Below are 22,806 nucleotides of genomic sequence, written 5' to 3'. Positions count from 1 at the left end.
CTATACATGCGCCTATAACGACATCAAAGTCTAAGCAAAGTGAGTGTGGGGGGAGCATATGTGCTCCGGAGCATCGCACTGGCCACGCTCAAATATTGTCGGCTTCGTCCTGACGATCGACGGTCCAGATGGACTTCGGCGTCAAAACGCAATCAAGCAACTCAAAGATATTCCCATAGCCTGGAGCTTTTCAGAGGGCCTGAGACAGGAAGACACGCTTCTAGGCGACCTATATGCCTCGAAGACCAACCGCCTGCTGTCAAAATACTCCCTCACTCGAGCTGAAATAGCCGTCTACGCCGGCCACAGACGTATCTGGGAGAAATTCGTGCTGAGCGGCAGCGACTTCGCCGTCGTTTTCGAGGACGACTTTCATCTGCTGGACAAGGAACGATTCCTTGCAACGATCCACGAATGCATAGCCGTGTATGACCGTTGGGACATTGTGAAGTTCTTCGACTTTCGGCCGCAGAAGAAGGTCGCCAAGCGGCTGGACTTGGCCACGACATCACTGGTCGCACACAAGTTTCCGGCCACCGGTGCGGTGGCATATCTGATCCGGCGCGAAGCTGCGTCACGCCTGCTGGCAAGACGCAAGGTGTTCAGGGCCGTCGACGAGGACCTTTCCTGCCCTTGGGAATTCGGAATCCGGGTCTGGTCCACGAGCCAGAACCTTGTCGAGGAGATCAGCCATGATCTCGGCGGCTCACTTCTGGAAGTCGAGCGGTTGCAAAAGAAAAGGCGACGCTCCGCACTTCGGTCGCTTTGGGGTGAATGCCTTGCCGCCCACAAGAACCTGAGGGCGCGCTTCTATCAACGCGGCCTCAAGGCGTGACGAACGAATCGTGCTCCTCCGGGCGCCCTGCATGCAGAACGCATTTGTAGAAACGCCGGTTGCCTGCGCGGATCAAAGATCCGACAAGGCTCCAGCCAAATCATTGCAGGGGAAGGGAAAAAATGGTCGGAGTGGCGGGATTCGAACCCACGACCCCTTGACCCCCAGTCAAGTGCGCTACCGGGCTGCGCTACACTCCGGACCGGCTGCTGTCTATCTGCTAATGCCCGAGCCGGTCAACCGAAATTCTTCGCTGCGGCGCAATACGAGCATGTTTTTTGAACAAGACCTCGGAACAGGAGCACAGGGCGCGGCGACACCCTGCGCTCTGCTGCAGTCCGCACGCCTATTCCTGCCAACGCGATGCGATCTGATCCGGGCGTGGCACATTGCCGTCGGGCGTCAGCTTGTCGATCACGCCGGGCAGCGCCATCGAGAGTTGCCTCAGCAGTTCGTCCTCGCTCATGCCTGCGCGATCCGCGATTGCCTTGATCGTCTGCGGGCCGATCGCCCGGCCGAGATCCTCGGGCGCGATCGGCTTGTTCTGGCCGGTGCCCACCCAGGAATCGGCGGCGGCGCCCTGCCCCGAGTCCCGTAGCTTCTCAAGAAGCCCTTGAAGGCCGCCGAGCAGCCCGCCTTCGCCGGATTGCGCAGGTTCACCCTGCTGAGGTTGGCTCTTGCCGCTCAGCATCTTGCCGACCAGCAGCGCGCCGAGAGCAATCATCAACGGCTTGCCGATATTGCCACCCGGTACGGCATCGTCAAAAAGTCCCATGGAGGCCTCCTCTGCCAGAACCAAGCCCTCACCCCGAGAATGGTGGAGTGGACCGGCGCTTTTTCAAGACTGCTATAGGCCAGTTGAGTTTCTTTCTTTCGTGTGGAAGTCTTCGCATGCGTTGGAAAAGGAGAACATCGAGATGTCAGTCATCAGTTGGATCATCCTCGGCCTCATCGCGGGCTTCCTGGGCAGTAAAATCGTCAACAGCACAGGCCAAGGCATGCTGATGGACATCGTCCTCGGCATTGTCGGTGCAATCATCGGCGGCGTGATATTCAGTTTCTTCGGAGCGACCGGCGTGACCGGCTTCAACATCTACAGCCTGATTGTGGCTGTGATCGGCGCCGTCGTCGTACTCTGGCTCTATCATGCGCTGACAGGACGAAGCAGCGCCTAGACGGCGTCGAGAGAAAGGCTCAGCCGCCGTCGTGCGGTCCACATTGCCGATCATGACGGCTCTGCGACAGCCTGTGCCTTAAAGCCGCGCGACAGTGTCTTCGCCGGGAAGCATCAAGCTCCGGCCTGCTCCGGCCGGAACACGCAAAGCGTTTCAATGCGCCGGTTCGATCCGTCGGATGCGGCCGGCGAAGATCGATTCTAATCTGGCGTGGCCAGGCACATCCTTTTCCTAGCAACCCGCGCCAGATACCTGGCACGGTCGCGAGCAGGGTTCTGCCCAGCAGAGCGTACGAACAGCGCGGGGCCCATTCGCCGTGAAACGAAACGGCCCCGCGCGATCTGCAAGTTCAGGCGGCGTTGGAGCCGGCTTCCTTGTCCAGGACCATGTAGTCGAGCGGCATCTCGGTCGTGTACTTGATCTGCTCCATGGCAAAGGAGGACGACACGTCGCGGATCTCTATCTTGGCGATGAGCCGCTTGTAGAAGGCGTCGTAAGCGGCAATGTCGGGCACCATGACGCGCAGCAGATAGTCGACGTCGCCGCTCATGCGGTAGAATTCGATGACCTCCGGGAATTCCTGGATGACCTCCGAGAAGCGCCGAAGCCATTCGTGGCTGTGCGAGTTGGTGCGGATCGACACGAACACGGTCACGCGCGTGTTGATCTTCTCCGGATCGAGGATGGCCACGCGCCGCTTGATGACGCCCTCCTCCTCCAGCTTCTGGATGCGGCGCCAGCACGGCGTCGTCGAAAGGCCCACCTTCTTGGCGATGTCGGCCACGGCGAGGGTCGCGTCCTCCTGCAGAAGACGAAGAATTTTGCGGTCAAGGCGGTCCATGATGGCTCCGAGCGGAAAAATATTCCCTTATATTCACCGCAGCGGGATCATTTCACAAGAAAGGAATTCTCCGGTCGGCTGAATTCTAAGCAATGCCATTGCCCCGTTGCCGCGAAAGGCGATGGCGGATTTCCGATTTCAGGAAGGGCAGCAAATCCGTTTCGAACCAGGGATTCTTCTTCAGCCAGCCGGTGTTGCGCCAGGAAGGGTGTGGCAGCGGGATGACGCGCGGGGCCGAAGAGGCATCGTGGACTGCGCGCCAGTTCATCACGGTCTGGCCGAGCGTGGCGGCCCGCGCGGCGCCCATGTGCCAGGCCTGCGCATGAAGTCCAATGGCAAGCACCAGCTCTATCTGCGGCATCAGATCGATCAGCGGCTTGCGCCAGCGCGGCGCACATTCGCGGCGCGGCGGGAGGTCGCCGCCCTTGGCGTCCTGGCCGGGGAAGCAGAAGCCCATCGGCACGATCGCGAAATTCGCCGGATCGTAGAATTCCTCGCGACCGACCCCGAGCCAGTCGCGGAGGCGATCGCCCGAGGCGTCGTCGAAGGGAATGCCGCTGGCATGCACCTTCGTGCCCGGAGCCTGCCCGGCAATGAGGATGCGCGCAGTGACGGAGGCCACAACCACAGGCCGGGGTTCATGCGGCAGCGGGCGGGCGCGCGACCCGTCCACGCAGATGCGGCAGGCGCGGATTTGCTCGGTCAGACGGTCGAGTTCGGCGATAGTCATGAGGTTCAGGCGGCGGCACTCGGCCGGCTGGCAAGCGCCCGGTGCCAGCGGATCACATTGCCCATCTCCTCGGGCACCTGGATCCGCGCGGGTTTCGTGAAGTCCATGGCGATCAGGCCGGTTATGTCGGCGATCGAGAACTCGTCGCCGGCGGCGAATTCACGGTTCGCCAATTCCTTGTCGAGGATCGCCAGGAATTCGAGCGCCTTTGGCTTGTTGGCCTCGCCCCATGCGGGCACCTGGGGCACCTCCCATTCCTTCATCGCCGGATGCAGATGACGAAAGGCGGCGGCGACAGTGCCAAACAGATTGAACTCCATGCGCCGCTGCCACATCTCGACCAGCGCCTTGCCGAGCGCGCCGCGCCCGAACAGCGCCGGCTCAGGGTGCAGCTCCTCGAAATAACGGCAGATAGCCACGGACTCGGTGAGGATCGTCCCGTCATCCAGCTCCAGAACCGGCAGACGCCGCAACGGGTTGCGCGCTGCCATCGGGGCGCCCCTGTGCTCCATGCCGGCCATGTCGACCGGCACCAGCGGCACCTCTATGCCCTTTTCAGCCAGAAACACGCGAACCCGGCGCGGGTTGGGCGCGCGCCCGCCATCGAACAGCCTCACGTCGCTCTCCTTGTTGCGTAGGAGGCACTATAGCGCCCCCTCACCAGAATCGAAGCAATTCTTGCAGCCAGTCGTAGAAGCCGCCCTGGCATTCGGGGCGAGGCTCCGCGAGCCCACCGTGCCTGTCGCGCCAGTCGCGCGGGCGCTCGAAGGTGCCTGCCCATATGCCGCGGCCCCGCTCTCGCGCAGTTCGCTCGGCGTCTTCGTAACCGCCATAGGCGACGGCCCAGCCCGCCTCGACCAGAGCCCGGTTGAGATCGACGTCACCGGCCCGGCACACGGCCAGAAGCCGGCCATAGCGGTCGCGCTCGCCGCCTTCGCAAGTGACCGCCTTGCCGGCGATGAGCGCGACCAGCGCTTCGCGGGCCCGAAGGCCGCAGGCATAGTCGCCACCATGAAGCTGGCAGGCCTGCGCATATTCGGGAGCGTCGATGCCGCGCAGGCGAATCCGCTCCCCGGCAAGGGTGATGGTGTCGCCGTCATTCACAAAGACCGCACCCGAGACCTGGCGCATGGCCGCGCGGTCGACGCGCGCGACCACCAATGCAAGCATTCCGAGAATCGCGAGCGCGAGACAGATGTCGAAAAGGGGCCCGAAGCGGCGAGACGACGAAGCGGAAGCCCTCCAACCCGGCCGATACCGCGGCATCCGAGTCATATGGCAAACATTGTCTTAATCATTAAGGCGTAGCCTGCGGCCTCATACTGGTTGCTCGCATAAATTGAATGCCCTCATGGCGTTGCTGCGCTCTGACATCGCTGACAAATTCATTGTGGACCGCACCAAGCGGCACCGCAACAGCGACGTCGCGCGCGCCGTGCGCAGGACACGCGACCGGCTGGCGCAGCGCCCGGGCACGCTTGCCTTCGATCGCGAGCTGTTGAAGCTGCATGCCCACGCCATGACCAGCAGCGCAACCTCGATCCCCTTGCTGGTGCTGATGATCGCCATTGCGGGCCTTTTTGTCGGCATGAGCGGCGACGTGCTGATCTGGGCTCTGCTGACGGTGACCTGCTATGCGGGTCTCGCTTATGTCGCCCATCGCGTCGGCAAGACGGAGATGACCAAGCTCGACACCACCGGCACCAAGCGCCATTTCCTGTTCTGGCATTTCGTCAGCGGCCTGGGCTGGGTCTACTTCGCCTCGATGGGCTGCAGCGAATGCAGGGTCGAGCAGTTTCCGATCGTCAAGGCCGTGGTCCTGCTGCTGGCGATGGCCGCCACGGCGCTCATCGCCTCGTCGCTGCGCGGCGCCCTGCTCGTGACCTTCACGCTGCCAGTGGCGGCCTATGCCATGACCAGCATTCAGGGCTGGACGCCGGTCGAGATCATCATGATCGCCCTGCTGGCGCTGTCGCTGCCCTTCTTCGACTATGTCGCCAGCCGGCTCAATCGCTCGTCGGTGATGCTGCTTTCCTTCCGGTCCGAAAAGGACGGGCTGATCGCCGAGCTGGAGACGGCCAAATCCATGTCCGACGAGGCCCGCCGGCGCGCCGAGGAAGCAAATCTGGCCAAGTCTCGTTTCCTCGCCTCGATGAGCCATGAGCTGCGCACCCCGCTCAACGCCATCCTCGGCTTCTCGGAAGTGATGTCCAGCGAGGTGCTGGGCCCCATGCAGAACCCCACCTATCGCGACTATGCCCGCGATGTGCACGATTCCGGCCAGCACCTGCTCGACCTGATCAACGAGATTCTCGACCTGTCGCGCATCGAGGCTGGACGCTACCAGTTGCACGAGGAGCCGGTTCAGATTCTGCACATCGTGGAGGAATGCTGCCACCTGATGGAGCTCAAGGCGCACAACAAAGACCTGCGCATCGTGCAAGAGTTCGAGCCCGAACTGCCGCGCCTCTATGCCGACGAGCGCGCGGTGCGCCAGATCACGCTCAACCTGCTCTCCAATGCGGTAAAATTCACGCCGCCCGGCGGCGAGATCCTCGTGCGGGTCGGCTGGACGGCGGGCGGCGGGCAATATGTGTCAGTCAGGGACAATGGTCCGGGCATCCCGGAGGATGAGATTCCGGTGGTGCTGTCGGCCTTCGGCCAGGGCTCCATCGCCATCAAGAGCGCCGAACAGGGCACCGGCCTCGGCCTGCCGATCGTGCAGGGGCTGATCGCCATGCATGGCGGCGAATTCCAGCTGCACTCCAAGCTGCGCGAGGGCACCGAGGCTATCGCGATCTTCCCGCTTTCGCGGGTCATGGAAGTGCTGCCTGCCTTGCCGACTCGGCACGTGGCTGTGGGCGGGCGTCGGCGATAGGCGCCCTTTCGCCCGTAAGACAACAGGCCGCCCACCAATCTTCGTTTCTATGCGTTTACCGCAGTGCGGCCGCCATTCCCGTGCTGCACAGCGCAGCAGCCTTGATCAAACCGGCGGCGAGCGCAGCCCCTGCCCCTTCCGCATGCGCAAGGCCGAGATCGAGCAGCGGCCGCATGCCGAGCCTTTCCACCGCCTTGCAAAAGGCCGGCTCGGGCGAAAGCTGCGCGACGACGCAATGCTCCAGCGCGCGGGGATTGAGCGCCTGCAAGACGGAAGCCGATGCGATCGCCGCCAGCCCGTCGAGGACGAAGGGAATCTTTTCCATGCGCGCTGCGAGGATGGCGCCGGCAATGGCAGCGAATTCGCGTCCGCCGACGCGGCGCAGCACCTCCAGCGGGTCCTTCAGATGATTGCCATGGAAGGCGAGCGCGGCATCCACGACCTTCGCCTTGTGCGCAATCATTGCCGCGTCGGCGCCCGAGCCCTGCCCCACCCAATCCGCACCGGAGCCGCCGTGAAGCGCCGCCAGCATGGCGGCAGCGACGGTGGAATTGCCGACGCCCAGATCGCCGATGCACAGAAGGTCCGTGCCCGCGATCGCCTCCATGCCGAAGGCCATGGTGGCCGCGCAGCCGCGCTCGTCAAGGGCAGCATCCTGGGTGATGTCCTCGGTCGGCAAATGCAGCGCGAGGTCGAAGACCTTCAACGCGACGTCGTTGGCGAGGCAGATCTGGTTGATTGCCGCGCCGCCTGCGGCGGTGAGTTCCACCGCACGCGCCGTCGCTTCAACCGGCCGCGGAGAGATGCCGTGCCGTGCGACACCGTGATTCCCGGCGAAGATCGCCACCAGCGGACGGTTGACTGCGGGTGGCCGGCCGCTCCACGTCGCCAGCCAGGCGGCGAGGTCTTCCAGCCGGCCGAGCGAACCCTTCGGCTTCTCCGCCCGATCGAACTGGGCGCGCACGCGCTCGCCTGCCGCCTCGTCGCCGGCGGGCAGCCGGGTCATCAGGACGCGGAAATCGTCAAAGGGAAGTGCACTGGTCATGTCGCTTTAGCCTGGGAAGATCGTCGTTGGCTGCGGCATAGCCGCGATGGCTTCGTGGCACAATGGGCGAACGACGTGGGGCTTGCATTGGCCACACGCCTGTCCCATGTGGTTGATACCAAACGGAACGCTCAATGACGGCTATCGAATCGCCCTGCATCCTCGTCTGCTCGGTCGACATGAAGACCGGCTATTGCTTCGGCTGCGGACGCACCCGCGACGAGATTTCCGGCTGGATCGGCATGACACCGCACGAGCGGCGCGAAGTGATGGCAGAGCTTCCCGCGAGGCTCGAGACGGTGGAACGACGCCCTCGCCGCGAAACCCGCCGCGCCCGCATGGCGCGCGAACGCGATACGGCGGGCTGACGCCATGGCCGGCCGGTGGATATGGATAGTCCTGGGCGTGATGGCGGTGGGGCTGCTATTCCTCATCCTGAACGACATGAGCCACGGGGCTTCGGGCGTTTCCAGCGATACGTTCGGACGCGTGCTTTATCTCGGCATCTTCGGCGCGGTGATTGGCGCCGGCATCGTCAATGCTAGGCACCGTTTCGGCGACGTAGCGCGAATTCTCGGCCTTTGGCTGCTGGTGGCATTGGTGCTCGTGGCCGGCTACCAATATCGCTACGAACTGCAAGACATCGCCAGCCGCATCACCGCCGGGCTTATTCCAGGCAGCCCGATGTCGATCACGAACGCTGACGGGCACACCACGGTAACGCTGGACAAGCTGCAGAACGGCCATTTCGAGGCCCGGATCACAATCAACGGCGCGGCGGTCCGTGCGCTGATCGATACCGGCTCGACAAGCATCGTGCTGACGGCGGCCGACGCCGAACGCGCCGGCTTCGATCCTTCCGCGCTGGATTACACCATCCCCGTCGCGACTGCCAACGGCAACGCCAACGCCGCGCGCGTGATTGCAAAGAATGTGACGCTGGGAGCAATCACCCGGCGCAGCATGCCGGTTCTGGTGGCTGCGCCCGGAATGCTGGGCCAGAGCCTGCTCGGCATGGACTTCATCGGCTCGCTGTCGGGCTTCGACATTCGTGGCGACCGCATGATCCTGCGGGATTGACCCCGACGCCCACCGTCAGGCGGCGCGGCTGGCGCGCTCCAGCTCGACAGCCGCGAAGGCCTTGTGAAGCACCTCCGGTCCCGCTCCGGGACGCGTGGCGTCCGTGGAAAGGATCTGGCGGAAGCGCCGCGCCCCAGGCTGGCCGTGAAACAGCCCCACCATGTGACGGGTGACGTGGGCAAGCCGGCCACCGTGTTCGATATGGCGGGCGGCGTAGGCTGCCATGGCGTCAATCAGCCCCGCGAAATCGAAGTCGCGCGCGGGCTCGCCATACAGCGCGGCATCGGCCTCGGACAGGATGCCCGGCGTGTGGTAGGCGGCGCGGCCGAGCATGACGCCGTCGACATGCGACAGGTGCCCAAGCGCTTCATCCAAAGTCTGAATACCGCCATTGATACCAATGAAACGATTCTCGTTTTTCGCCTTGAGACGATAGACGCGATCATAGTCGAGCGGCGGAATGTCCCGGTTCTCCTTCGGGCTCAGTCCTTCCAGCCAGGCTTTTCGCGCGTGAACCCAGAGCGCGTCGACACCGGCGGCGAAGACGCGATCGGCAAGCGCATCGAGCGCGACTTCGGGGTCCTGCTCGTCGACGCCGATGCGGCACTTGACGGTAACCGGGATTTTTACCGCCTGCTTCATGGCAGCCACGCATTCGGCCACCAGTTCCGGCGTCTTCATCAGGCAGGCGCCGAAGGTGCCGGACTGCACCCGGTCGGACGGGCAGCCGACATTGAGGTTGATCTCGTCGTAGCCAAAACTCTCGCCGATGCGTGCGGCCTCGGCGAGCTTTTGCGGATCGGAGCCGCCCAGCTGCAACGCAACCGGATGTTCTTCCGCCGAAAAGCCGAGCAGCCGCTCCCGCGCGCCCTGGATGATAGCGTCAGCCACCACCATCTCGGTGTAGAGCAGCGCGCGCTGCGTAAGCTGTCGATGGAGGAAGCGGCAGTGCCTGTCCGTCCAATCCATCATGGGCGCGATGGACAACCTAAATGCATTGTAATTGTTATCTTTTTTAGCGTTTCCGCTCATTTTGACATCGTCATTGTTGTGCGCATTTCCTGCGCATTTCCGGGCATTTCGTAGCATTCCGTTGCACCCAGTACAACAATGTTGTACCTCTGGCCGCCATGTTGTACTGCTTGGCAGGGGCGCATGGGAACGATCACTCAACGCAAGCGCAAGAATGGGTCTTTCGGCTATCTAGCGCAAATCGTCATAAAGCGCGATGGCGAGATAGCTCACAGGGAGAATAAGACCTTCGATCGCAGCCAAGCCGCAGCCGCGTGGCTGGAGAAGCGAGAGAAGGAACTTGCGAAGCCCGGGGCCCTTGAACAACTTAAGGCCGGCGACCCTCCTCTGAGCGCGGTGATCGACCGATACATTCGTGAATCGGAAAGAGAGCTGGGCAAGACGAAGGCCCAGGTGCTTCGCTCCATCAAGTCCTTCTCTATCGCAGACAAACGGTGCTCACAGATCGGGAGCGCCGACATCGTCGAGTTCGCCAAGCAGAAACTCGAGACCGGCGTGGAACCGCAGACAGTCGGCAATTACATGTCGCACCTCGGCTCCATCTTCAGCATCGCCCGCCCCGCATGGAAGTACGACCTCAGTTCGCAGGCAATGGATGACGCCTGGAAAGTCGCCAAGAAGCTCGGACTTGTCAGCAAGTCCAAGGAACGAGATCGCCGCCCTTCGCTCGCTGAGCTGGATGCGATTCTGATCCACTTTGGAGATCGACAAAAGCGACGGCGCTCCGTCATCCCGATGCAAAAGATTGTCGTGTTCGGAATTCTATCCACGCGGAGGCAAGAGGAGATAATCCGGATCAAGTGGGACGATCTCGACGTCGAAGGAAAACGCGTGCTTGTCCGCGACATGAAGAACCCGGGCGAGAAGATCGGCAACGACGTGTGGTGCGACCTACCCGAAGAGGCGTTGAAGATAATCCTTTCCATGCCGCGCCTCGCCGACGAGATATTTCCCTACACTACCGATGCGATCGGCGCGGCGTTTACCCGTGCCTGTCAGCTCCTGGGTTTCAGCTCGGAAGACATGCCGGTGGAGAAGCGATTGCACTTCCACGATCTCCGGCATGAAGGCGTCTCCCGTCTTTTCGAAATGGGCTGGAACATCCCGCATGTCGCCGCAGTAAGCGGCCACCGGTCATGGCATAGCCTGAAACGCTACACCCACCTTCGGCAGGTTGGCGACAAATATGCCGGCTGGAAATGGATCGCCGAGGTCACAAAGCCGATACCCGGCCTCCGCATCACGAAGAAGGGCGACATGCCGCGCCGGTGGCGCTCCCAGAGAGGTTCAATCGATGAGCCGCACCGAGTGGGCGAAGCTGCCGATTAATTGCGGCAGCCGATCCGCCTACCTCCCCTTCCAGACCGGCTCATCTCGCCATACGACACGACGCTGGAAATACACCTTGTCCAAGCGCCTGATGGTCATCGACTGAAGCTCTGCGATCGGCGGGTGATATTCAGTCAGCGTGATATTGTTGTCGCCGCACTTCTCCCGCCGCAGCTTCACCTCATCGACCTGGGCGTTGCCGCAAAGCTCCTTCAAATCGGTAGGCGCGTAGAAATGCACGATTTTGCAATAGCGGCATTCTGCGCGCAGGTATGCGCCGTTCCTCGCAGAATCAGCGAGCGTGTACGATCCTTTTCTCTTTGGCCAATACGGTTCCGGCATCAGAACGAAATAGGAACATTAACAGGAGAGAGTCAACGGGTAAGCTGAAAAGTGATCTCGCCTTCCCGGGTACGCGTATGTGTAATCTGTACAATCTCGGCTCGAACCAGCGCGCCATTATCGAATTGACGCTCGCCCAGCGCGATTTGATCGGCAACATGGAGCCGTCGATCGACGTCTACCCCGATCGTCAGGGTCCAGTGGTTCGGAATTCTCCAGATGGCGAACGCGAACTGGCCTCACTCACTTGGGGTATGCCGTCGCCGACTTTTGTCACCAACGGAAAGCCAGACACGGGCGTACAGAATGTGCGCAAAGGCGACTCTCCGCACTGGCGCCGCTGGCTCAAACCGCAAAACAGGTGCCTCGTCCCGTGGACGACGTTCTGCGAGTGGGAGGATACCAAGCCGAAGAAGACGAAGCGCTGGTTTGCGCTCAATGAGGACAAGCCGCTTGCATTCTTCGCCGGCATCTGGACGGTTTGGGAGGGCGAGCGCGGATCTTCGAAGTACCCGCGGCCCGGCGTTCATGAGCTTTATGCCTTCCTGACAACCGAGCCGAACAACATCGTCGCGCCGATCCACGAAAAGGCAATGCCAGTCATCCTGACGACGGACGAGGAACGGGAAGTTTGGATGCGGGCACCCTGGAATGACGCCAAGGATCTCCAGCGCCCGCTCCCCGACGACACGCTGATCATCGTCGACGAGACCGCCAAGGCGGAACTCGTGCAGGCAACGCTGTTCTAGCCGATGACGACCCTCGCCATCATGCCGGATGTGGCCATTGGGAGATGATGAGAGCGGCCTTAGTTCCTCATTTTACGCCCGAAGGCGACCCGGATTTCTACGCGCCTCGTTTACCCGCCAGCCACACTATGGCGGCACCGCTCGGGTGAAGCCGACCAGCGCCTGGACGGACGCGGAGACGATCCACTTCAAGATCCTCAACCGCGAGACGCGGGAGCCGGTAAAAGCCGCCTATGTCGATGAGCAGACCGGCGCGACTACATGCTGATCGAACCGGACGAGATCGCCGCCCTCAAGCCTCTGTCAGAACACGTCATGACCATCGGGGGCTTCGTCGACAAGGGCGAGGTCGACCCGATCTATTTCGAGAAGCCCTATTACCTGTCCCCGGCCGACAAGCCGTCGCTTGATCCGTTCAGCCTTCTGCGTGAGGCCATGAGCAAGACAAGCGTGGCGGCGCTCGCAACCGTCGTTCTGTTCCAGCGCGAGCGTCATGTGCTGCTGTAACCGCTCGGCAATGGCATCCTGCTGACGATCCTGCGCAGCGCAAAGGAAGTGGTGCCGGCGTCGAAAGTCTTCGGGGAGAGCCAGGAGGTGAAGATCGACCCCGAAATGACCGAGATCGCCTCGCTGCTGATCGACAAGAAGACGTCCCACTTCGATCCGCCAAAATTCGAGGATCACTACGAGGAAGCCCTGCGGGAGCTGATCGAGGCCAAGCGCACCGGCGCGCCGCCACCCAAGCCGGTGCCGCGCCCGAAGGAGAACGTGAAGGATCTGGCCGGCATCTTGCGCAAGAGCCTGGAGCAGGAAGGCATCTCGGCGCCGAAGGCGAAGAAGCCAAAGCCAATGGCGGCGCACTGAAACGCAAAAGCCCGCCCCGGCGGACCGAGGAGGGCTGAACGTTGTGAGCGTTGGCAACGGAGAGATCACGGCGGCGGCCGGAACCAGGCCATGATCTTCAAGGCCGATTCCCCGAGCATCACGACGCCGACGACGAAGCCGAGAAATCCGACAATCAGCCACTTCATGAAGGTGCCGACGGTGCGGATTGCGTTGACGAGCCGGATGCCGTCACCCAGGGTCTCGACCTCTTCGTCGCGTAGATTGGAGAGGAAGTCCTTGGTCTTTGGCGATAGATCATCGAACCGCTTTGCCGTGTCGCTCATTTCCAGCATCCCCGCTTGATCCCGAACTGATTGTGGCCGGCAACCTGTTCGGCAAAGGTCCGATCCTGGCCGATGATGAAGGCCCGCGTCTCCGGCGAGGGCTTCAGCTTGCGCCAGCCGTCGCACTCAGATGCAGGCACCGTCGTCTGACACCCGGCCGCCAAGAGCGCGGCACAGGCCAGCATCGTCCAGGTTGCGAATCTGGTCATCGGTCGCGTTCCTTTCGCGCAAGACTTCGACGGAGCGGCTGAGGGTGGCGGAGCGTTCGGACGCGGCGCCGGCCCGGTAGGCCTGCCAATGGCTGACGCCGAGCAGCGCGATCGCCATGATCGCGCCGCCGAGGGCGAGATATTCCCGCATCAGCCAAGCCCTAGCTTCTTGCGCACGGCTGGCATGGAGGTGATGCCGTAGACAGCCAGTCCGGTGACCCCACCGATGATGGCCAATTGCGCCGACCAATGGAGCCCAGCGAAGCCGAGGAGGTTGACGCCGCCGCCTGCCCCAATCCAACTCCAGAAGCGCTTCGACTTCAGCAACTCGGGCAGCGACCCTTCATCATCTCCTTGGGCCTCCGACTTCTTCGCCGGGATTCCGACATCGGCCCTTGCCGCCCTCACCTTGTCGAGCACCGCCTCGACGCGCTCCGGTGCCACCAGCGCCCTGTTGAGCCCGTCGCCGTCATAGAAAGGACTGTCCGCGTGCCAATTCGCGTTTCTGGCCCTTGGTGGCCGCCAGTACCGGCAACGAGGACCATTCCTGCGCCAGCCGCCTGCCGAACTCAGCGCGGCCGATCTTGCCGGCCATGAACTCGTCATGGCCGCGGCGCTTGAGCAGGTGATAGCCGAGCCGGTCCTGAAGGTCGCGGCTGAGTATCTGCCCGTCGCGTAGACCAAGCTCCTTGCGCAGGTCGATCAAGGTGGCGCGCATGAACTGGTAGCGGCCGGCGGCCGACGACTTGAACTGCTTGGTCCATGAGGCTTTGGCGGCAATGACCTCGCCGAGTGTCAAGCTGGTGAGCGGGATCGGCAATTTGCCCTGGTTATTGCCGTAGATGGTGCCGTAGCCCTGCGGAGCCTCGATGTCTCCGATGAAGTCGAGCAGCATCGCCGCTCCGGCCGGAACGGTTTTGTCCATGGCAGTTCCTTTCCCGCCGTGAGGCGTGATTGAAGATTTCAGGTGATTGCGTGCAGGATAGGCTTTACGACTGGCGTATGAACGCCGGCAAGTGGTGGACTAAGATCTGATCAGCCTCTATGCCTTCCCGCGGCGGGACCAGCTAGCTGAGAATGAGCCATGAGAGTTTTTGTCGTCGGTAGTTGCGTCAGCCGGGACGCCTTTAATTTTACCACTCACGCGTCGTTGGCCGACTATGTCGCCCGAACATCATTGGCGAGCGCGTTTAGCGATCCGTTTCCATGGCTCACGAAAGAGCGCATCGAGAACGAGCTAGAGAGCAAATTCCAGCGTCGCCTCGTACATGTGGACGCTTCAAAGCGATTGCGCCGGCTGCTTGAAGAAGCGGATTATGACCTTTTACTTCTCGATATGATCGATGAGCGTTTCTCACTCGTGACAATCGGATCTGCACGATGCACGTACTCATCGGAGGCCCGAAAGACTAACGTCGCCAAAGCTCCAGGCGCCAGACTGATCAAGCCGTCCGATCCGGTCAGGCACCGGTGGTGGAAGGATGGCTTGGTCAATCTATTGGATATTGCCGCGAAGCGACGGGCGCGTGTTGTGTTGAACGAAGTCTGGTGGGCAAAGATTGACGATTCTGGCGCTGATTTTGACCCCGCTGAGGTATCCGTGGGCAACGAAAATCTGGCGCGCCTCTACGATGAAATTCCACCATCCGTTGAACGAGTGCGCTATCCAAGGGATGCGTTTATAGGCAGCACGTCGCATCGTTGGGGCCGCTCGCCTTTTCATTACACCGATGACATCTCGCGAAGACTGCTGAGCACACTCGGCATTCAAGCAGATTAGTCGCGGCGCTATCGGAAATAAGAGATGTTCAAACGCTTCTTTGCAAAGTTTGCAGCTTCTGACACGGCGCCAATTCGCGTCTCAGATTGGCATAGATCCCGGATGACGCAGATCGCAAATGAGGCAGAAGCAGGGCTGGGTATCATTCATTCTGGCCAATGGGTTGTGCCCGGATTTCAGCCTGTCGTAATCAATGAGGAAGTCTGGCCTATCCCTGAGCAAGTACCAAGAACGCTCGCTTGGAAATTGCACCAGTTTGCGTTCTTGCCGAGCCTGATTGCCTACGACCGCAAAATGAACTCAACGCTCGGGAGCGAACTTGTCAGCAAACTGATCAGGAGATGGTGGAGCATTTATCGCAATACGTCGCGCGTGAAAACGAACATGGCATGGCATGATCATGCCACCGCACTACGGCTTAGCAATTTCCTCTTGTTGCGATCCTCAACAGGGCAGGCCGACGCATTCCTTGATAGAATTTGCGCCGAGCACGCCGAGCTTCTGGCTACCGAACGATTTTATGAGCGCGGCAATAATCATGGATTCGATCAAAGCTTAGCTCTCTTCGAATATGGCCACGAGATGGGCCGCAGCGAACTGCACGCCCTCGCGGCAACGCGAATAAAGGAGGAAATACAGACCGCTTTCGCCGTTGACGGTGGTCACGTCGAGAATAGCACGGGTTACCATCATTTCGGGATCAGCCAGGTTCAGCGCGCTAATGATCTCTCTATGGCCTACACCGGCAAACCTCTTGAAACGACTGGCCTCGTGGAGAAGGCAGAGAACATTTTAGCCCATATGACAAGGCCGGATCGAAAGCTTCCGCATATCGGGGATACTCAAGATTTTGTTGTCCGCCGGCTCCCGCAACCAGCTATCGACGATATCACTCTGACTAAGAGCGGCTGGTCCTTTTTCCGCAGCGGGTGGGATACGAAAGCTGTCCATGGCGCATTTAAGTGCGGGTATCTAAGTCAGTCACATCGGCAAGACGATGACTTGGCACTGTCTCTATTCGCGCACGGTGAAGAATGGTTGATCGACGGTGGGCTCTATGCTCATCAACCAAAGGACCCCATGCGCATCTACATGAGGTCTGCCCATGCGCACGGCCTTCCGTACGTCTTCGGGATGAACGCAACTCGGGAGATTGCGACGATTGGGCGACAATCGCGGATTATCCAGTCCGTCTCAACACCAGAGGCGTTTGAGGTGACCGGGGGGACGCGCATGTGGGCAGGCTTCGAAGCTCGGCGGACGATTAAATTCGACCGCCTCACTAAGTCTATCTCAATTCGAGACACAATTTCCCCGCTAACCGACAAAGCTCGAAAGCACGCGTTGGACCGTTCGGCTAAAGGGTATGCGGTCTACGGGACGCGCTTTCTGGTGCCCGCCGATAAAGCGGTCTCCCGGTCTAACGGCAAAGTCGTTATCGGCGGAACGAACGTCGCTTTAGCAATTGAAACATCGCTGCCAAGCAAGATCGTAAAAGGCCAGGAGCAGCCCAGTCTCGTTGGCTGGCGCTCGACGAAAGCGAACGCAGCTTCGCCAGCTTTCGATATTTCGTTTACGACAACCGCCGAAGCGATGGATGAGACATTTGCGCTATGGTGGGTCTAGCCCATTAGGAATACGTCATAACCCTCGATAGTGAGGCTGTCGGCAGCGTTCGCAAGCGTTGCGTCAACCCTCACGGCATGTGCCCGCACCGTGTCCACGGTCGGCTGATCGAACATGGCAATTCCTTTCAGGGGATTGGACTGCCCTCAGCCGCGATGCTTGGATGCCAGCGCTTATGGGAGCGAATATGAATGCTTGGGATACCCCCAATGGGGCGATGGACGGCGCCAACACGTTTTGCGCCCTGTGAAAAACAACGTGAATTTGTCGACACGCACCACTGTGCTATCGACTTACCGACTCTTCTATGGTTGAAGGCCGCATCATCTCTGGCTTTTTTGAGAGCGACCCTTGACTTATCGTTTTGATATTGAGGGGCTGCGCGCGATTGCAGTCCTGCTGGTTGTAATTTTCCATATCAATGAAAACCTGATCACCGGCGGATTCGTCGGCGTAGACCTTTTCTTCGTCATTTCCGGATATGTCATAACGCAGAGAATTTATAAGGATGGCATCAACCGGCCTTCTGATTTTCTGGAATTCTACCGTCGTAGAATACGGCGCATCACTCCGGTAATGCTGTTTGTGACCGCGGTGACGCTGATCGCGGGAGCATTCATTTTGCTGCCCGACGACCTTGTGGATCTGTCGTGGTCTGCCATTGCCGCCGCGTTCTCCGCATCAAATATCTATTTTACCTTTTTCCTCGACACTAGCTATTTCGCCAATGACAGCCATTACATACCGCTTCTGCACTTGTGGTCGCTTGGCGTTGAAGAGCAATTCTATCTGTTCTGGCCGATGCTGCTATTCTTCTTGATGAAGTGGCCGCGCGCCATTCTACCCACGTTGGCATTCATTATGGTCGTCAGCGTGGCTTGGGGAGAGTACTGGATCCGCGACGACAACTTCACTGCAGCTTATTACATGCTGCCATCGAGGGCATTCCAACTCTGCGCTGGCGGCTTCTGCCTTTTTGCCGCGCAAACTCGGATAGTCAAAGACACGTCACCAACGTTGCTTTTCGTTCTAGGCGTCACAGGTCTGATACTGGTAATCGGCAGTGCGTATATGCTGACCAGCCAAATGGCTTTCCCCGGGCGAAATGCAATTCCAGTTACTCTTGGTGCAGCCCTCCTGCTTATCGCGGGAACGAAAGTTCAGCCTCTCTCTCGGTTCCTCTCAATCTGGCCCGCCCGACAGATCGGCAACATCTCATATTCCATGTACCTTTGGCATTGGCCACTTCTAGCTTATTTGCGATACACTTATGTCGAGATCAATCTCGCCAATGGCGTTCTCGTCTTCGTCGCAATCATCGCCCTGTCAGTTCTCTCGACAAGATTTATTGAGGCACCGTTTCGGCATACGAAGATGCCATTTTGGCCGGTATTCAACCGCATGTTGGCCGCACCGGTAGCGGTGCTGGTAGCGGCCTGCATCGGAGCAATCTCCCTGAAGGGCTTCGTCCCGCTGGCGTCTCCAGATGGTTACGAAGAAAAGCTCGAGGCTTTAACTGAACAGACCAAGGCGGCATACAATTACGACTATGTGTGCCAGGGTGCCAAGTTGACAAAGGAGTTCGCTGAGCGCGGAAGCTGCTTAATAAACGGCGGCGCCTCACCGAAATATTTGCTATGGGGGGATAGCAATGCCGCCCATTACATTGGCGTGTTTGGAGAATTGGCAAAAAAATATGACTTCTCATTCAGAAATATTGAACACTCATCTTGTCCGCCACTTCTAGAAGGCGCCGCAAATTTTGCTGCCGCAAAAAACAAAAAAGGGTGCGCGATGTCAGCACCCATCATCTCCGAAATGCTAAATGAGTACGATCGCATTATTGTTGCTGCATCATATATGGGTTACCAAAATTTCTCAGAGCGCTTTCAGGATGGGCTACTTAAGACACTGAAGGCGCTCCGAGAGCGGGGGATGGAAGTCATCATCGTTGGGCAGGCGGCAAGATTTAACGGCTACGATCGTAATTGCGCGGCCAAGGCCATCAAATTGGGTTTCGATTGCGCAACCCAATTTACCAGCAACACTGGTGTCGCTAAGGTCAACAAGAAGATTCGGGAGATTGCCTCCCAGGTTCCTGGAGTCAAATACGTCGACTTTAACGATGTTATTTGCCCGAATGGAATTTGCTCCCCCTACAATAACGGGCGTCCCATGTACTTTGACGGCGGGCACCTTAGCATGAGCGGCTCGTGGATCATTGGCAAGGAGGCTGTCGCTCTGCGCGACTACAGATATCTCTTCCAAGCGCAAGCAGTTCTGCAATGAACGCGCCGCGCCGTCACCCCATCAGGAACACGTCATAACCCTCGGTAGTAAGGCTGTCGGCAGCATTCGCAAGCGTGGCGTCGATCCGTATCTCGCGGTCTACCGTCATACTCGCACCGCGAACTGATGCTGGGTTCACAAGCGGATTGGCACCGTCGAGCCAACAAATAGAAGATTGCTTCTGTGCCGCAAAGCTTGTCGGAGATATTTCAAACTCGATCATGTAAGCTCCCGCGACCGTTGAGAGGGAGCCCGACGCGATAGTCTGTTTGTTCGTGCTCGTGCCGGCATTCGAGACCGCCACGAGGAGGGTTTTGGACCCAGCGGCGCCGATCTTGTTTCCCCATACACGTAGGCGAAGTTTCTTGCTCCGTGTCCTGCCGGTAACCCTGGCAAGCGTTGTTTGTGTGGTCGTTCCCGTGTGGGTGATTAAAGTCCGGTCGTAGCCGATGCGGTGCTCCGTCTGCGACTGCTGACCGTAAAGGCGGGTCTCGATCGCGCCCCCACTATGGCGGTAAGCGATACCGCAGGCATCTGGCGTCCCCATGTTGAAGTTGTTCGCTGTGGGGCTTCCATCCAGCTCATTAAGCCATTCGCTGTTGCTTTGCGCCTCGACGCCAACGGCACAGCGGCGGAAATCGGAGCCGACCAAATTGACGCGAGGGGCGCCGGTATCTAACCACAGCCCAGCACTAATAGCGTCATCAACCACCATGTAATCGACGTGACCGATAGCGTTGCGAGACACAAACACACCGATGTCGCACTCCATCGCCCGGTTGAAATTCTCGGCGGAGTTGCCAAACGTCATCTTCATCCCGTAGTGGGCGCGGAAACCTTGATCACAGCTCTTCGCTAGGCAGTTGGAAGTCTTTATCCGACGCCCGTCAATAGCAGCGAGACCGAGCGACACATTCTTCGCGCGGCAGTTTATCAGTTCGCAGCTACCATCGCCTTGCTGCAACCAGCCGTATGTGGTTGTCGATCTGCCGCCACCGGCAAAGGCGATATTTTCAACTAGGTAATTTCCGCCGTCCGCCCACGCAACCGCTGTCGCCGGCGAGGTTAGGCCGTTGAAAACAGTTATCGGGCCGCCTTCTCCAGCTGCAGTTATCTTTTTGACGCTGACGCTCTTGAGCCCGCCTACGAATGATCCCCCGGAAAACTTGATCTGGTCACTGGTGCCATTGGCGACGAGGGTCTGTGTGTATATGCCGTTCGCCGTTCGTTGCGTCCCCAGCACATCGGTTCCACCGGACGCGCCGAGGCGAGGCGTCAGGCCTCCACTTACGTAGTTAACGATTTCAAATTTGACCTCATAGCTTGCACCCGCAGTAAGGCTGACGAGAGGCGGCACCGTCTGGATGAGTGTATCGAAAGCCCCGCCAGAGAAGATCGCTTGCCCACCAGATATCGTCGGGGCGTGCTACCCCCCCGGGCTGCCATGCTGTCGCTAGGCCGCCCCCCATACGAGACTATTTCATGCGATCTATTACCGCGCTCGCCGACGAGGCGAACGGGGTAAATGGACGAGATCTCAAAATTAATTCTAAGTTGCGTGCTGTTCCACGAGCCTGCACCAAAATGGAACGCCCACTTCCCTCCTCGCAGCTTTCCTTGCTGGTCGTACCGACGCAAATCTTCTCTGAATTGCGAAAGATCAGCACGTGGCTCTGACATAGAAAGCCCGTCGTTCGCGGCGGCCCCAGACAGGCAATAATAGACATGGTTTTCTTGGATAACGCCCCAAAGAGCCGGGGGCGTAATGTAGAACAACTCAGCGCCGCGCTTGACGACGCCCGGCCCGACGTGGCGCACGTCGTGGAAATTCGGGATACTCGCCGTCGTCAGCGCTGTCCCGTCTGGCCAATGAATGTCTGTACCGAAGGACGCATATGCAACAGCGGCTGTGACTGGCGCTGTGTCGTTGACCACGCCGTTCATAACCGCGCCGAACGGCAGTGCTTCCGCCAATTCCCACCACGCGCCGTCCTTCGACTGGAGCTTCCCCGCGTGGGCAGGCTCCGATGCAAGGCGCTTATATTGCGCCCCGCCCCCGTCCCCATCGACTCGATAGCCGCGCGTATAAAAGCCGCCGATGCCAGGCTGAATATTAAGCCCTGCAATGCCATCCGCAGTTGCATAGATCGCAACATTGCCTTGGCTGACGGCATCGCTGGCGTAGCCTGCGGCTGTGTCGCGCGCGGCTTCAGCCCCTGCTTTCGCCCCCTCGGCCGCGCAAGCTCGTCGCCTCCGATGCCCACGAAGGCATCAAGGCCGCCGTTTCCAAGGTTCTATCGGCCACTTGGCAGAGGTGCCGGGTCCACTTCATGCGCAATGCCCTGGCCCATGCCGGCAAGAGCCGACGGCGCGGCGTCTCGGCCTTCATCGCAACAGCCGTCGCCCAGGACACGCCGGAGGCCGCCAGCCAGCAATGGCGCAACGTCGTCGACCAGATCAGGCGAAGCTGCCCCAGCTCGCCACGCTCATGGACAGCGCCGAGGAGGACGTGCTGGCCGACATGACCTTTCCCAGGCAGCATTGGACGAAGCGGCACAGCAAAGTTCGTAATACGCGCAAGGCGTGGCCCTGCCCCTGCACTGCCTCCCGGCTCGCGGGGGGACCCAAGACCGGGGTGGAGGTGGGCTCGAAGGATTGACGGTTTGTGAAATTCTGCGCACCATTTCCGCACACGGGGAGTGGAGTGGGGGAATGACCGACATTGTCGACGATCTTCGCGCCATGGCCGCGAGCCCTGGCGGCTACACAAGCGCCGAAGTGGTCGAGATGCTCACGAAGGCCGCCGACAAGATAGAAGGTGACAGGGCGGCGCTTGCCAAAGCCAGAGGTGGCATCATCGTAGCGATCGGTCACCTCGACAAAGTGACAGTAAGACGAACCGACGAGAGCTTTTGATAGCTGTCTAGCGAGAAGACGGCCCGCACTTGGAATAAAAAATAAATGAGTCCGCCTCCTGTGTGAGACGCCCGGCACTGTACAGGCGCCACAATATTGGCGTGGGGGATGCAACGTGAACGAGACCTTCAAGGTACTGGACCTCATATACGAGGCAGCCTTCGTCCCTGAGCAATGGAACAAAGTTCTCGATGCAATGGCGCATGGCGCGGACGCGCACGGGGCTGCGCTATTCAATGCAAGCAGTACTTCGATGCACGCCCTCAGTTCCGCTTCGCTCGATGATCTTAGCGCAAAAATGCTGGGTGAAGGCTGGCTCAGTCGAAACATCCGCGCAGCAAAGGTGTTGACCCTGGAGTACGATGGCTTCGTCGACGAGGCGGAGTTTTTTACCCAAGAGGACTACGACACGCTTCCCATCTTCACGGAAGTGATGAAACCTCTCGGTTACGGGTTTGGAACCGCTACTGCGATCTTCACACCGAGCAGCGATCCCATTGTCTTCGCCGTCGAGAAAAAGAAGGTGAAAGGTCCCATGACTGCTGCCGCGATTTCCTACCTGGACCAGCTTCGTCCCCATCTTGCCCGCGCCGCGATGATGTCGAGCAGGCTTGAATTTGAGAAGGTCAACGCTGCTATGGAGGCGCTGCAAATCAGTGGTGTTGATTTCCGCCAGGAACTGACCCGGGATTTCCGCCGAGAATTGACCCGCCTTTCAGGTATGTTTCGGTTCGGTGGTGGTGGTCAAGGTCCTGCTTTTCTCCTTCGTGGTTTTGGTCTC

General features: G+C 59.9%; 25 protein-coding genes, 1 tRNA gene and 3 pseudogenes. 16 read left to right on the top strand and 13 right to left on the bottom strand.

What is annotated here, in order from left to right; all coding sequences use genetic code 11:
- Window positions 1-58 precede the first annotated feature (58 nt).
- Window positions 59-835: a glycosyltransferase family 25 protein gene (locus tag ABLE85_RS18795; RefSeq protein WP_348794241.1), complete on the top strand. Its 777-nt coding sequence runs from the start codon at window positions 59-61 to the stop codon at window positions 833-835.
- A 123-nt stretch (window positions 836-958) separates the two neighbouring features.
- Here ABLE85_RS18795 and ABLE85_RS18790 read toward each other — a convergent pair.
- Window positions 959-1,035, bottom strand: a tRNA-Pro gene (locus tag ABLE85_RS18790).
- 146 nt (window positions 1,036-1,181) lie between these two features.
- Window positions 1,182-1,610, bottom strand: coding sequence for a YidB family protein (locus tag ABLE85_RS18785; protein WP_348794240.1), 429 nt, complete (start codon window positions 1,608-1,610; stop codon window positions 1,182-1,184).
- A 142-nt stretch (window positions 1,611-1,752) separates the two neighbouring features.
- Here ABLE85_RS18785 and ABLE85_RS18780 point away from each other — a divergent pair, with 142 nt between their 5' ends.
- Window positions 1,753-2,010, top strand: coding sequence for a GlsB/YeaQ/YmgE family stress response membrane protein (locus ABLE85_RS18780; protein ID WP_348794412.1), 258 nt, complete (start codon window positions 1,753-1,755; stop codon window positions 2,008-2,010).
- Between the two features lie 349 nt (window positions 2,011-2,359).
- Here the strand turns inward: ABLE85_RS18780 and ABLE85_RS18775 are convergent, their stop codons facing one another.
- From ABLE85_RS18775 to ABLE85_RS18760, 4 genes are all read right to left on the bottom strand, one after another.
- Window positions 2,360-2,851: an Lrp/AsnC family transcriptional regulator gene (locus ABLE85_RS18775; RefSeq protein WP_348794239.1), complete on the bottom strand. Its 492-nt coding sequence runs from the start codon at window positions 2,849-2,851 to the stop codon at window positions 2,360-2,362.
- A gap of 85 nt (window positions 2,852-2,936) precedes the next feature.
- Window positions 2,937-3,581 carry a uracil-DNA glycosylase family protein gene (locus ABLE85_RS18770; RefSeq protein WP_348794238.1) on the bottom strand — a complete coding sequence of 215 codons (645 nt, stop codon included), beginning with the start codon at window positions 3,579-3,581 and terminating at the stop codon, window positions 2,937-2,939.
- A 5-nt stretch (window positions 3,582-3,586) separates the two neighbouring features.
- The gene (locus ABLE85_RS18765; RefSeq protein WP_348794237.1) at window positions 3,587-4,198 is read right to left on the bottom strand and encodes a glutathione S-transferase; all 612 of its coding nucleotides are present in this window, start codon (window positions 4,196-4,198) and stop codon (window positions 3,587-3,589) included.
- 40 nt (window positions 4,199-4,238) lie between these two features.
- On the bottom strand, window positions 4,239-4,751 hold the full coding sequence (locus ABLE85_RS18760) for a thermonuclease family protein (protein ID WP_348794236.1): 513 nt from the start codon (window positions 4,749-4,751) through the stop codon (window positions 4,239-4,241).
- 181 nt (window positions 4,752-4,932) lie between these two features.
- On the opposite strand from ABLE85_RS18760, the gene ABLE85_RS18755 reads away from it, so the two are divergent.
- On the top strand, window positions 4,933-6,459 hold the full coding sequence (locus tag ABLE85_RS18755; protein ID WP_348794235.1) for a HAMP domain-containing sensor histidine kinase: 1,527 nt from the start codon (window positions 4,933-4,935) through the stop codon (window positions 6,457-6,459).
- Between the two features lie 55 nt (window positions 6,460-6,514).
- On the opposite strand, the gene ABLE85_RS18750 is transcribed toward ABLE85_RS18755, so the two are convergent.
- Entirely contained in the window at window positions 6,515-7,504 is a 990-nt protein-coding gene (locus ABLE85_RS18750) for a nicotinate-nucleotide--dimethylbenzimidazole phosphoribosyltransferase (protein ID WP_348794234.1), read from the bottom strand.
- Window positions 7,505-7,638: 134 nt separating this feature from the next.
- Between ABLE85_RS18750 and ABLE85_RS18745 the strand changes: the two genes are divergently transcribed.
- A complete protein-coding gene (locus tag ABLE85_RS18745) occupies window positions 7,639-7,872 on the top strand; it encodes a DUF1289 domain-containing protein (protein WP_348794233.1) in 234 nt (77 codons plus the stop codon).
- Between the two features lie 4 nt (window positions 7,873-7,876).
- Window positions 7,877-8,584, top strand: a complete 708-nt coding sequence (locus ABLE85_RS18740; protein WP_348794232.1) for a TIGR02281 family clan AA aspartic protease — start codon at window positions 7,877-7,879, stop codon at window positions 8,582-8,584.
- A gap of 15 nt (window positions 8,585-8,599) precedes the next feature.
- Here the strand turns inward: ABLE85_RS18740 and dusA are convergent, their stop codons facing one another.
- Window positions 8,600-9,616: a tRNA dihydrouridine(20/20a) synthase DusA gene (dusA, locus tag ABLE85_RS18735; protein ID WP_348794231.1), complete on the bottom strand. Its 1,017-nt coding sequence runs from the start codon at window positions 9,614-9,616 to the stop codon at window positions 8,600-8,602.
- 123 nt (window positions 9,617-9,739) lie between these two features.
- Between dusA and ABLE85_RS18730 the strand changes: the two genes are divergently transcribed.
- Window positions 9,740-10,945: a tyrosine-type recombinase/integrase gene (locus ABLE85_RS18730; protein WP_348794230.1), complete on the top strand. Its 1,206-nt coding sequence runs from the start codon at window positions 9,740-9,742 to the stop codon at window positions 10,943-10,945.
- Between the two features lie 18 nt (window positions 10,946-10,963).
- On the opposite strand, the gene ABLE85_RS18725 is transcribed toward ABLE85_RS18730, so the two are convergent.
- The gene (locus ABLE85_RS18725; RefSeq protein WP_348794229.1) at window positions 10,964-11,185 is read right to left on the bottom strand and encodes a hypothetical protein; all 222 of its coding nucleotides are present in this window, start codon (window positions 11,183-11,185) and stop codon (window positions 10,964-10,966) included.
- A 179-nt stretch (window positions 11,186-11,364) separates the two neighbouring features.
- Here ABLE85_RS18725 and ABLE85_RS18720 point away from each other — a divergent pair, with 179 nt between their 5' ends.
- From ABLE85_RS18720 to ABLE85_RS18705, 4 genes are all read left to right on the top strand, one after another.
- Window positions 11,365-12,036: an SOS response-associated peptidase gene (locus ABLE85_RS18720; RefSeq protein ID WP_348794411.1), complete on the top strand. Its 672-nt coding sequence runs from the start codon at window positions 11,365-11,367 to the stop codon at window positions 12,034-12,036.
- A gap of 145 nt (window positions 12,037-12,181) precedes the next feature.
- Window positions 12,182-12,304: a hypothetical protein gene (locus ABLE85_RS18715; RefSeq protein ID WP_348794228.1), complete on the top strand. Its 123-nt coding sequence runs from the start codon at window positions 12,182-12,184 to the stop codon at window positions 12,302-12,304.
- Window positions 12,298-12,543, top strand: coding sequence for a Ku protein (locus ABLE85_RS18710; RefSeq protein WP_348794227.1), 246 nt, complete (start codon window positions 12,298-12,300; stop codon window positions 12,541-12,543). The genes ABLE85_RS18715 and ABLE85_RS18710 overlap by 7 nt, the downstream gene beginning before the upstream one ends.
- Before the next feature lie 87 nt (window positions 12,544-12,630).
- Window positions 12,631-12,900 (top strand): hypothetical protein, encoded by a 270-nt coding sequence (locus ABLE85_RS18705; protein WP_348794226.1) that lies wholly within the window; start codon window positions 12,631-12,633, stop codon window positions 12,898-12,900.
- A 65-nt stretch (window positions 12,901-12,965) separates the two neighbouring features.
- Here the strand turns inward: ABLE85_RS18705 and ABLE85_RS18700 are convergent, their stop codons facing one another.
- The 3 genes and pseudogenes from ABLE85_RS18700 to ABLE85_RS18690 form a co-directional block, all read right to left on the bottom strand.
- Window positions 12,966-13,205: a hypothetical protein gene (locus tag ABLE85_RS18700; RefSeq protein ID WP_348794225.1), complete on the bottom strand. Its 240-nt coding sequence runs from the start codon at window positions 13,203-13,205 to the stop codon at window positions 12,966-12,968.
- A 126-nt stretch (window positions 13,206-13,331) separates the two neighbouring features.
- Complete coding sequence (locus ABLE85_RS18695) at window positions 13,332-13,565, bottom strand: hypothetical protein (RefSeq protein WP_348794224.1); 234 nt, start codon at window positions 13,563-13,565, stop codon at window positions 13,332-13,334.
- Window positions 13,565-14,339: pseudogene (locus ABLE85_RS18690) on the bottom strand (hypothetical protein). The gene ABLE85_RS18695 and the pseudogene ABLE85_RS18690 overlap by 1 nt, the downstream one beginning before the upstream one ends.
- A gap of 159 nt (window positions 14,340-14,498) precedes the next feature.
- On the opposite strand from ABLE85_RS18690, the gene ABLE85_RS18685 reads away from it, so the two are divergent.
- From ABLE85_RS18685 to ABLE85_RS18675, 3 genes are all read left to right on the top strand, one after another.
- Window positions 14,499-15,194 (top strand): DUF6270 domain-containing protein, encoded by a 696-nt coding sequence (locus ABLE85_RS18685; RefSeq protein WP_348794223.1) that lies wholly within the window; start codon window positions 14,499-14,501, stop codon window positions 15,192-15,194.
- Between the two features lie 24 nt (window positions 15,195-15,218).
- Window positions 15,219-16,820 carry a heparinase II/III family protein gene (locus ABLE85_RS18680; protein WP_348794222.1) on the top strand — a complete coding sequence of 534 codons (1,602 nt, stop codon included), beginning with the start codon at window positions 15,219-15,221 and terminating at the stop codon, window positions 16,818-16,820.
- A 351-nt stretch (window positions 16,821-17,171) separates the two neighbouring features.
- Window positions 17,172-19,109 (top strand): acyltransferase family protein, encoded by a 1,938-nt coding sequence (locus ABLE85_RS18675; protein WP_348794221.1) that lies wholly within the window; start codon window positions 17,172-17,174, stop codon window positions 19,107-19,109.
- Window positions 19,110-19,122: 13 nt separating this feature from the next.
- Here ABLE85_RS18675 and ABLE85_RS18670 read toward each other — a convergent pair whose 3' ends face one another.
- The gene (locus ABLE85_RS18670; protein ID WP_348794220.1) at window positions 19,123-20,466 is read right to left on the bottom strand and encodes a hypothetical protein; all 1,344 of its coding nucleotides are present in this window, start codon (window positions 20,464-20,466) and stop codon (window positions 19,123-19,125) included.
- 883 nt (window positions 20,467-21,349) lie between these two features.
- Between ABLE85_RS18670 and ABLE85_RS18665 the strand changes: the two are divergent.
- The 3 genes and pseudogenes from ABLE85_RS18665 to ABLE85_RS18655 form a co-directional block, all read left to right on the top strand.
- Window positions 21,350-21,669: pseudogene (locus ABLE85_RS18665) on the top strand (transposase); the annotation flags it as partial.
- Between the two features lie 152 nt (window positions 21,670-21,821).
- A complete protein-coding gene (locus ABLE85_RS18660) occupies window positions 21,822-22,025 on the top strand; it encodes a hypothetical protein (protein ID WP_348794219.1) in 204 nt (67 codons plus the stop codon).
- 115 nt (window positions 22,026-22,140) lie between these two features.
- Window positions 22,141-22,806, top strand: a pseudogene (locus ABLE85_RS18655) (hypothetical protein); the annotation flags it as partial.

The sequence above is a fragment of the Mesorhizobium sp. KR1-2 genome (assembly GCF_040045035.1).
GTDB lineage: Bacteria > Pseudomonadota > Alphaproteobacteria > Rhizobiales > Rhizobiaceae > Pseudaminobacter.
The sequence above is the reverse complement of the archived record's forward strand: the minus strand, read 5'-3'. Positions and strand labels throughout refer to the sequence as shown.

What these genes read in the sequence shown, in the direction of transcription:
- ABLE85_RS18795 (WP_348794241.1), top strand. Translation starts at nt 59, where the DNA reads ATGTGCTCCGGAGCATCGCACTGGCCACGCTCAAATATTGTCGGCTTC.
- ABLE85_RS18785 (WP_348794240.1), bottom strand. Translation starts at nt 1,610, where the DNA reads ATGGGACTTTTTGACGATGCCGTACCGGGTGGCAATATCGGCAAGCCG.
- ABLE85_RS18780 (WP_348794412.1), top strand. Translation starts at nt 1,753, where the DNA reads ATGTCAGTCATCAGTTGGATCATCCTCGGCCTCATCGCGGGCTTCCTG.
- ABLE85_RS18775 (WP_348794239.1), bottom strand. Translation starts at nt 2,851, where the DNA reads ATGGACCGCCTTGACCGCAAAATTCTTCGTCTTCTGCAGGAGGACGCG.
- ABLE85_RS18770 (WP_348794238.1), bottom strand. Translation starts at nt 3,581, where the DNA reads ATGACTATCGCCGAACTCGACCGTCTGACCGAGCAAATCCGCGCCTGC.
- ABLE85_RS18760 (WP_348794236.1), bottom strand. Translation starts at nt 4,751, where the DNA reads ATGCTTGCATTGGTGGTCGCGCGCGTCGACCGCGCGGCCATGCGCCAG.
- ABLE85_RS18755 (WP_348794235.1), top strand. Translation starts at nt 4,933, where the DNA reads ATGGCGTTGCTGCGCTCTGACATCGCTGACAAATTCATTGTGGACCGC.
- ABLE85_RS18750 (WP_348794234.1), bottom strand. Translation starts at nt 7,504, where the DNA reads ATGACCAGTGCACTTCCCTTTGACGATTTCCGCGTCCTGATGACCCGG.
- ABLE85_RS18745 (WP_348794233.1), top strand. Translation starts at nt 7,639, where the DNA reads ATGACGGCTATCGAATCGCCCTGCATCCTCGTCTGCTCGGTCGACATG.
- ABLE85_RS18740 (WP_348794232.1), top strand. Translation starts at nt 7,877, where the DNA reads ATGGCCGGCCGGTGGATATGGATAGTCCTGGGCGTGATGGCGGTGGGG.
- dusA (WP_348794231.1), bottom strand. Translation starts at nt 9,616, where the DNA reads ATGAGCGGAAACGCTAAAAAAGATAACAATTACAATGCATTTAGGTTG.
- ABLE85_RS18730 (WP_348794230.1), top strand. Translation starts at nt 9,740, where the DNA reads ATGGGAACGATCACTCAACGCAAGCGCAAGAATGGGTCTTTCGGCTAT.
- ABLE85_RS18720 (WP_348794411.1), top strand. Translation starts at nt 11,365, where the DNA reads ATGTGTAATCTGTACAATCTCGGCTCGAACCAGCGCGCCATTATCGAA.
- ABLE85_RS18710 (WP_348794227.1), top strand. Translation starts at nt 12,298, where the DNA reads ATGCTGATCGAACCGGACGAGATCGCCGCCCTCAAGCCTCTGTCAGAA.
- ABLE85_RS18700 (WP_348794225.1), bottom strand. Translation starts at nt 13,205, where the DNA reads ATGAGCGACACGGCAAAGCGGTTCGATGATCTATCGCCAAAGACCAAG.
- ABLE85_RS18695 (WP_348794224.1), bottom strand. Translation starts at nt 13,565, where the DNA reads ATGCGGGAATATCTCGCCCTCGGCGGCGCGATCATGGCGATCGCGCTG.
- ABLE85_RS18685 (WP_348794223.1), top strand. Translation starts at nt 14,499, where the DNA reads ATGAGAGTTTTTGTCGTCGGTAGTTGCGTCAGCCGGGACGCCTTTAAT.
- ABLE85_RS18680 (WP_348794222.1), top strand. Translation starts at nt 15,219, where the DNA reads ATGTTCAAACGCTTCTTTGCAAAGTTTGCAGCTTCTGACACGGCGCCA.
- ABLE85_RS18660 (WP_348794219.1), top strand. Translation starts at nt 21,822, where the DNA reads ATGACCGACATTGTCGACGATCTTCGCGCCATGGCCGCGAGCCCTGGC.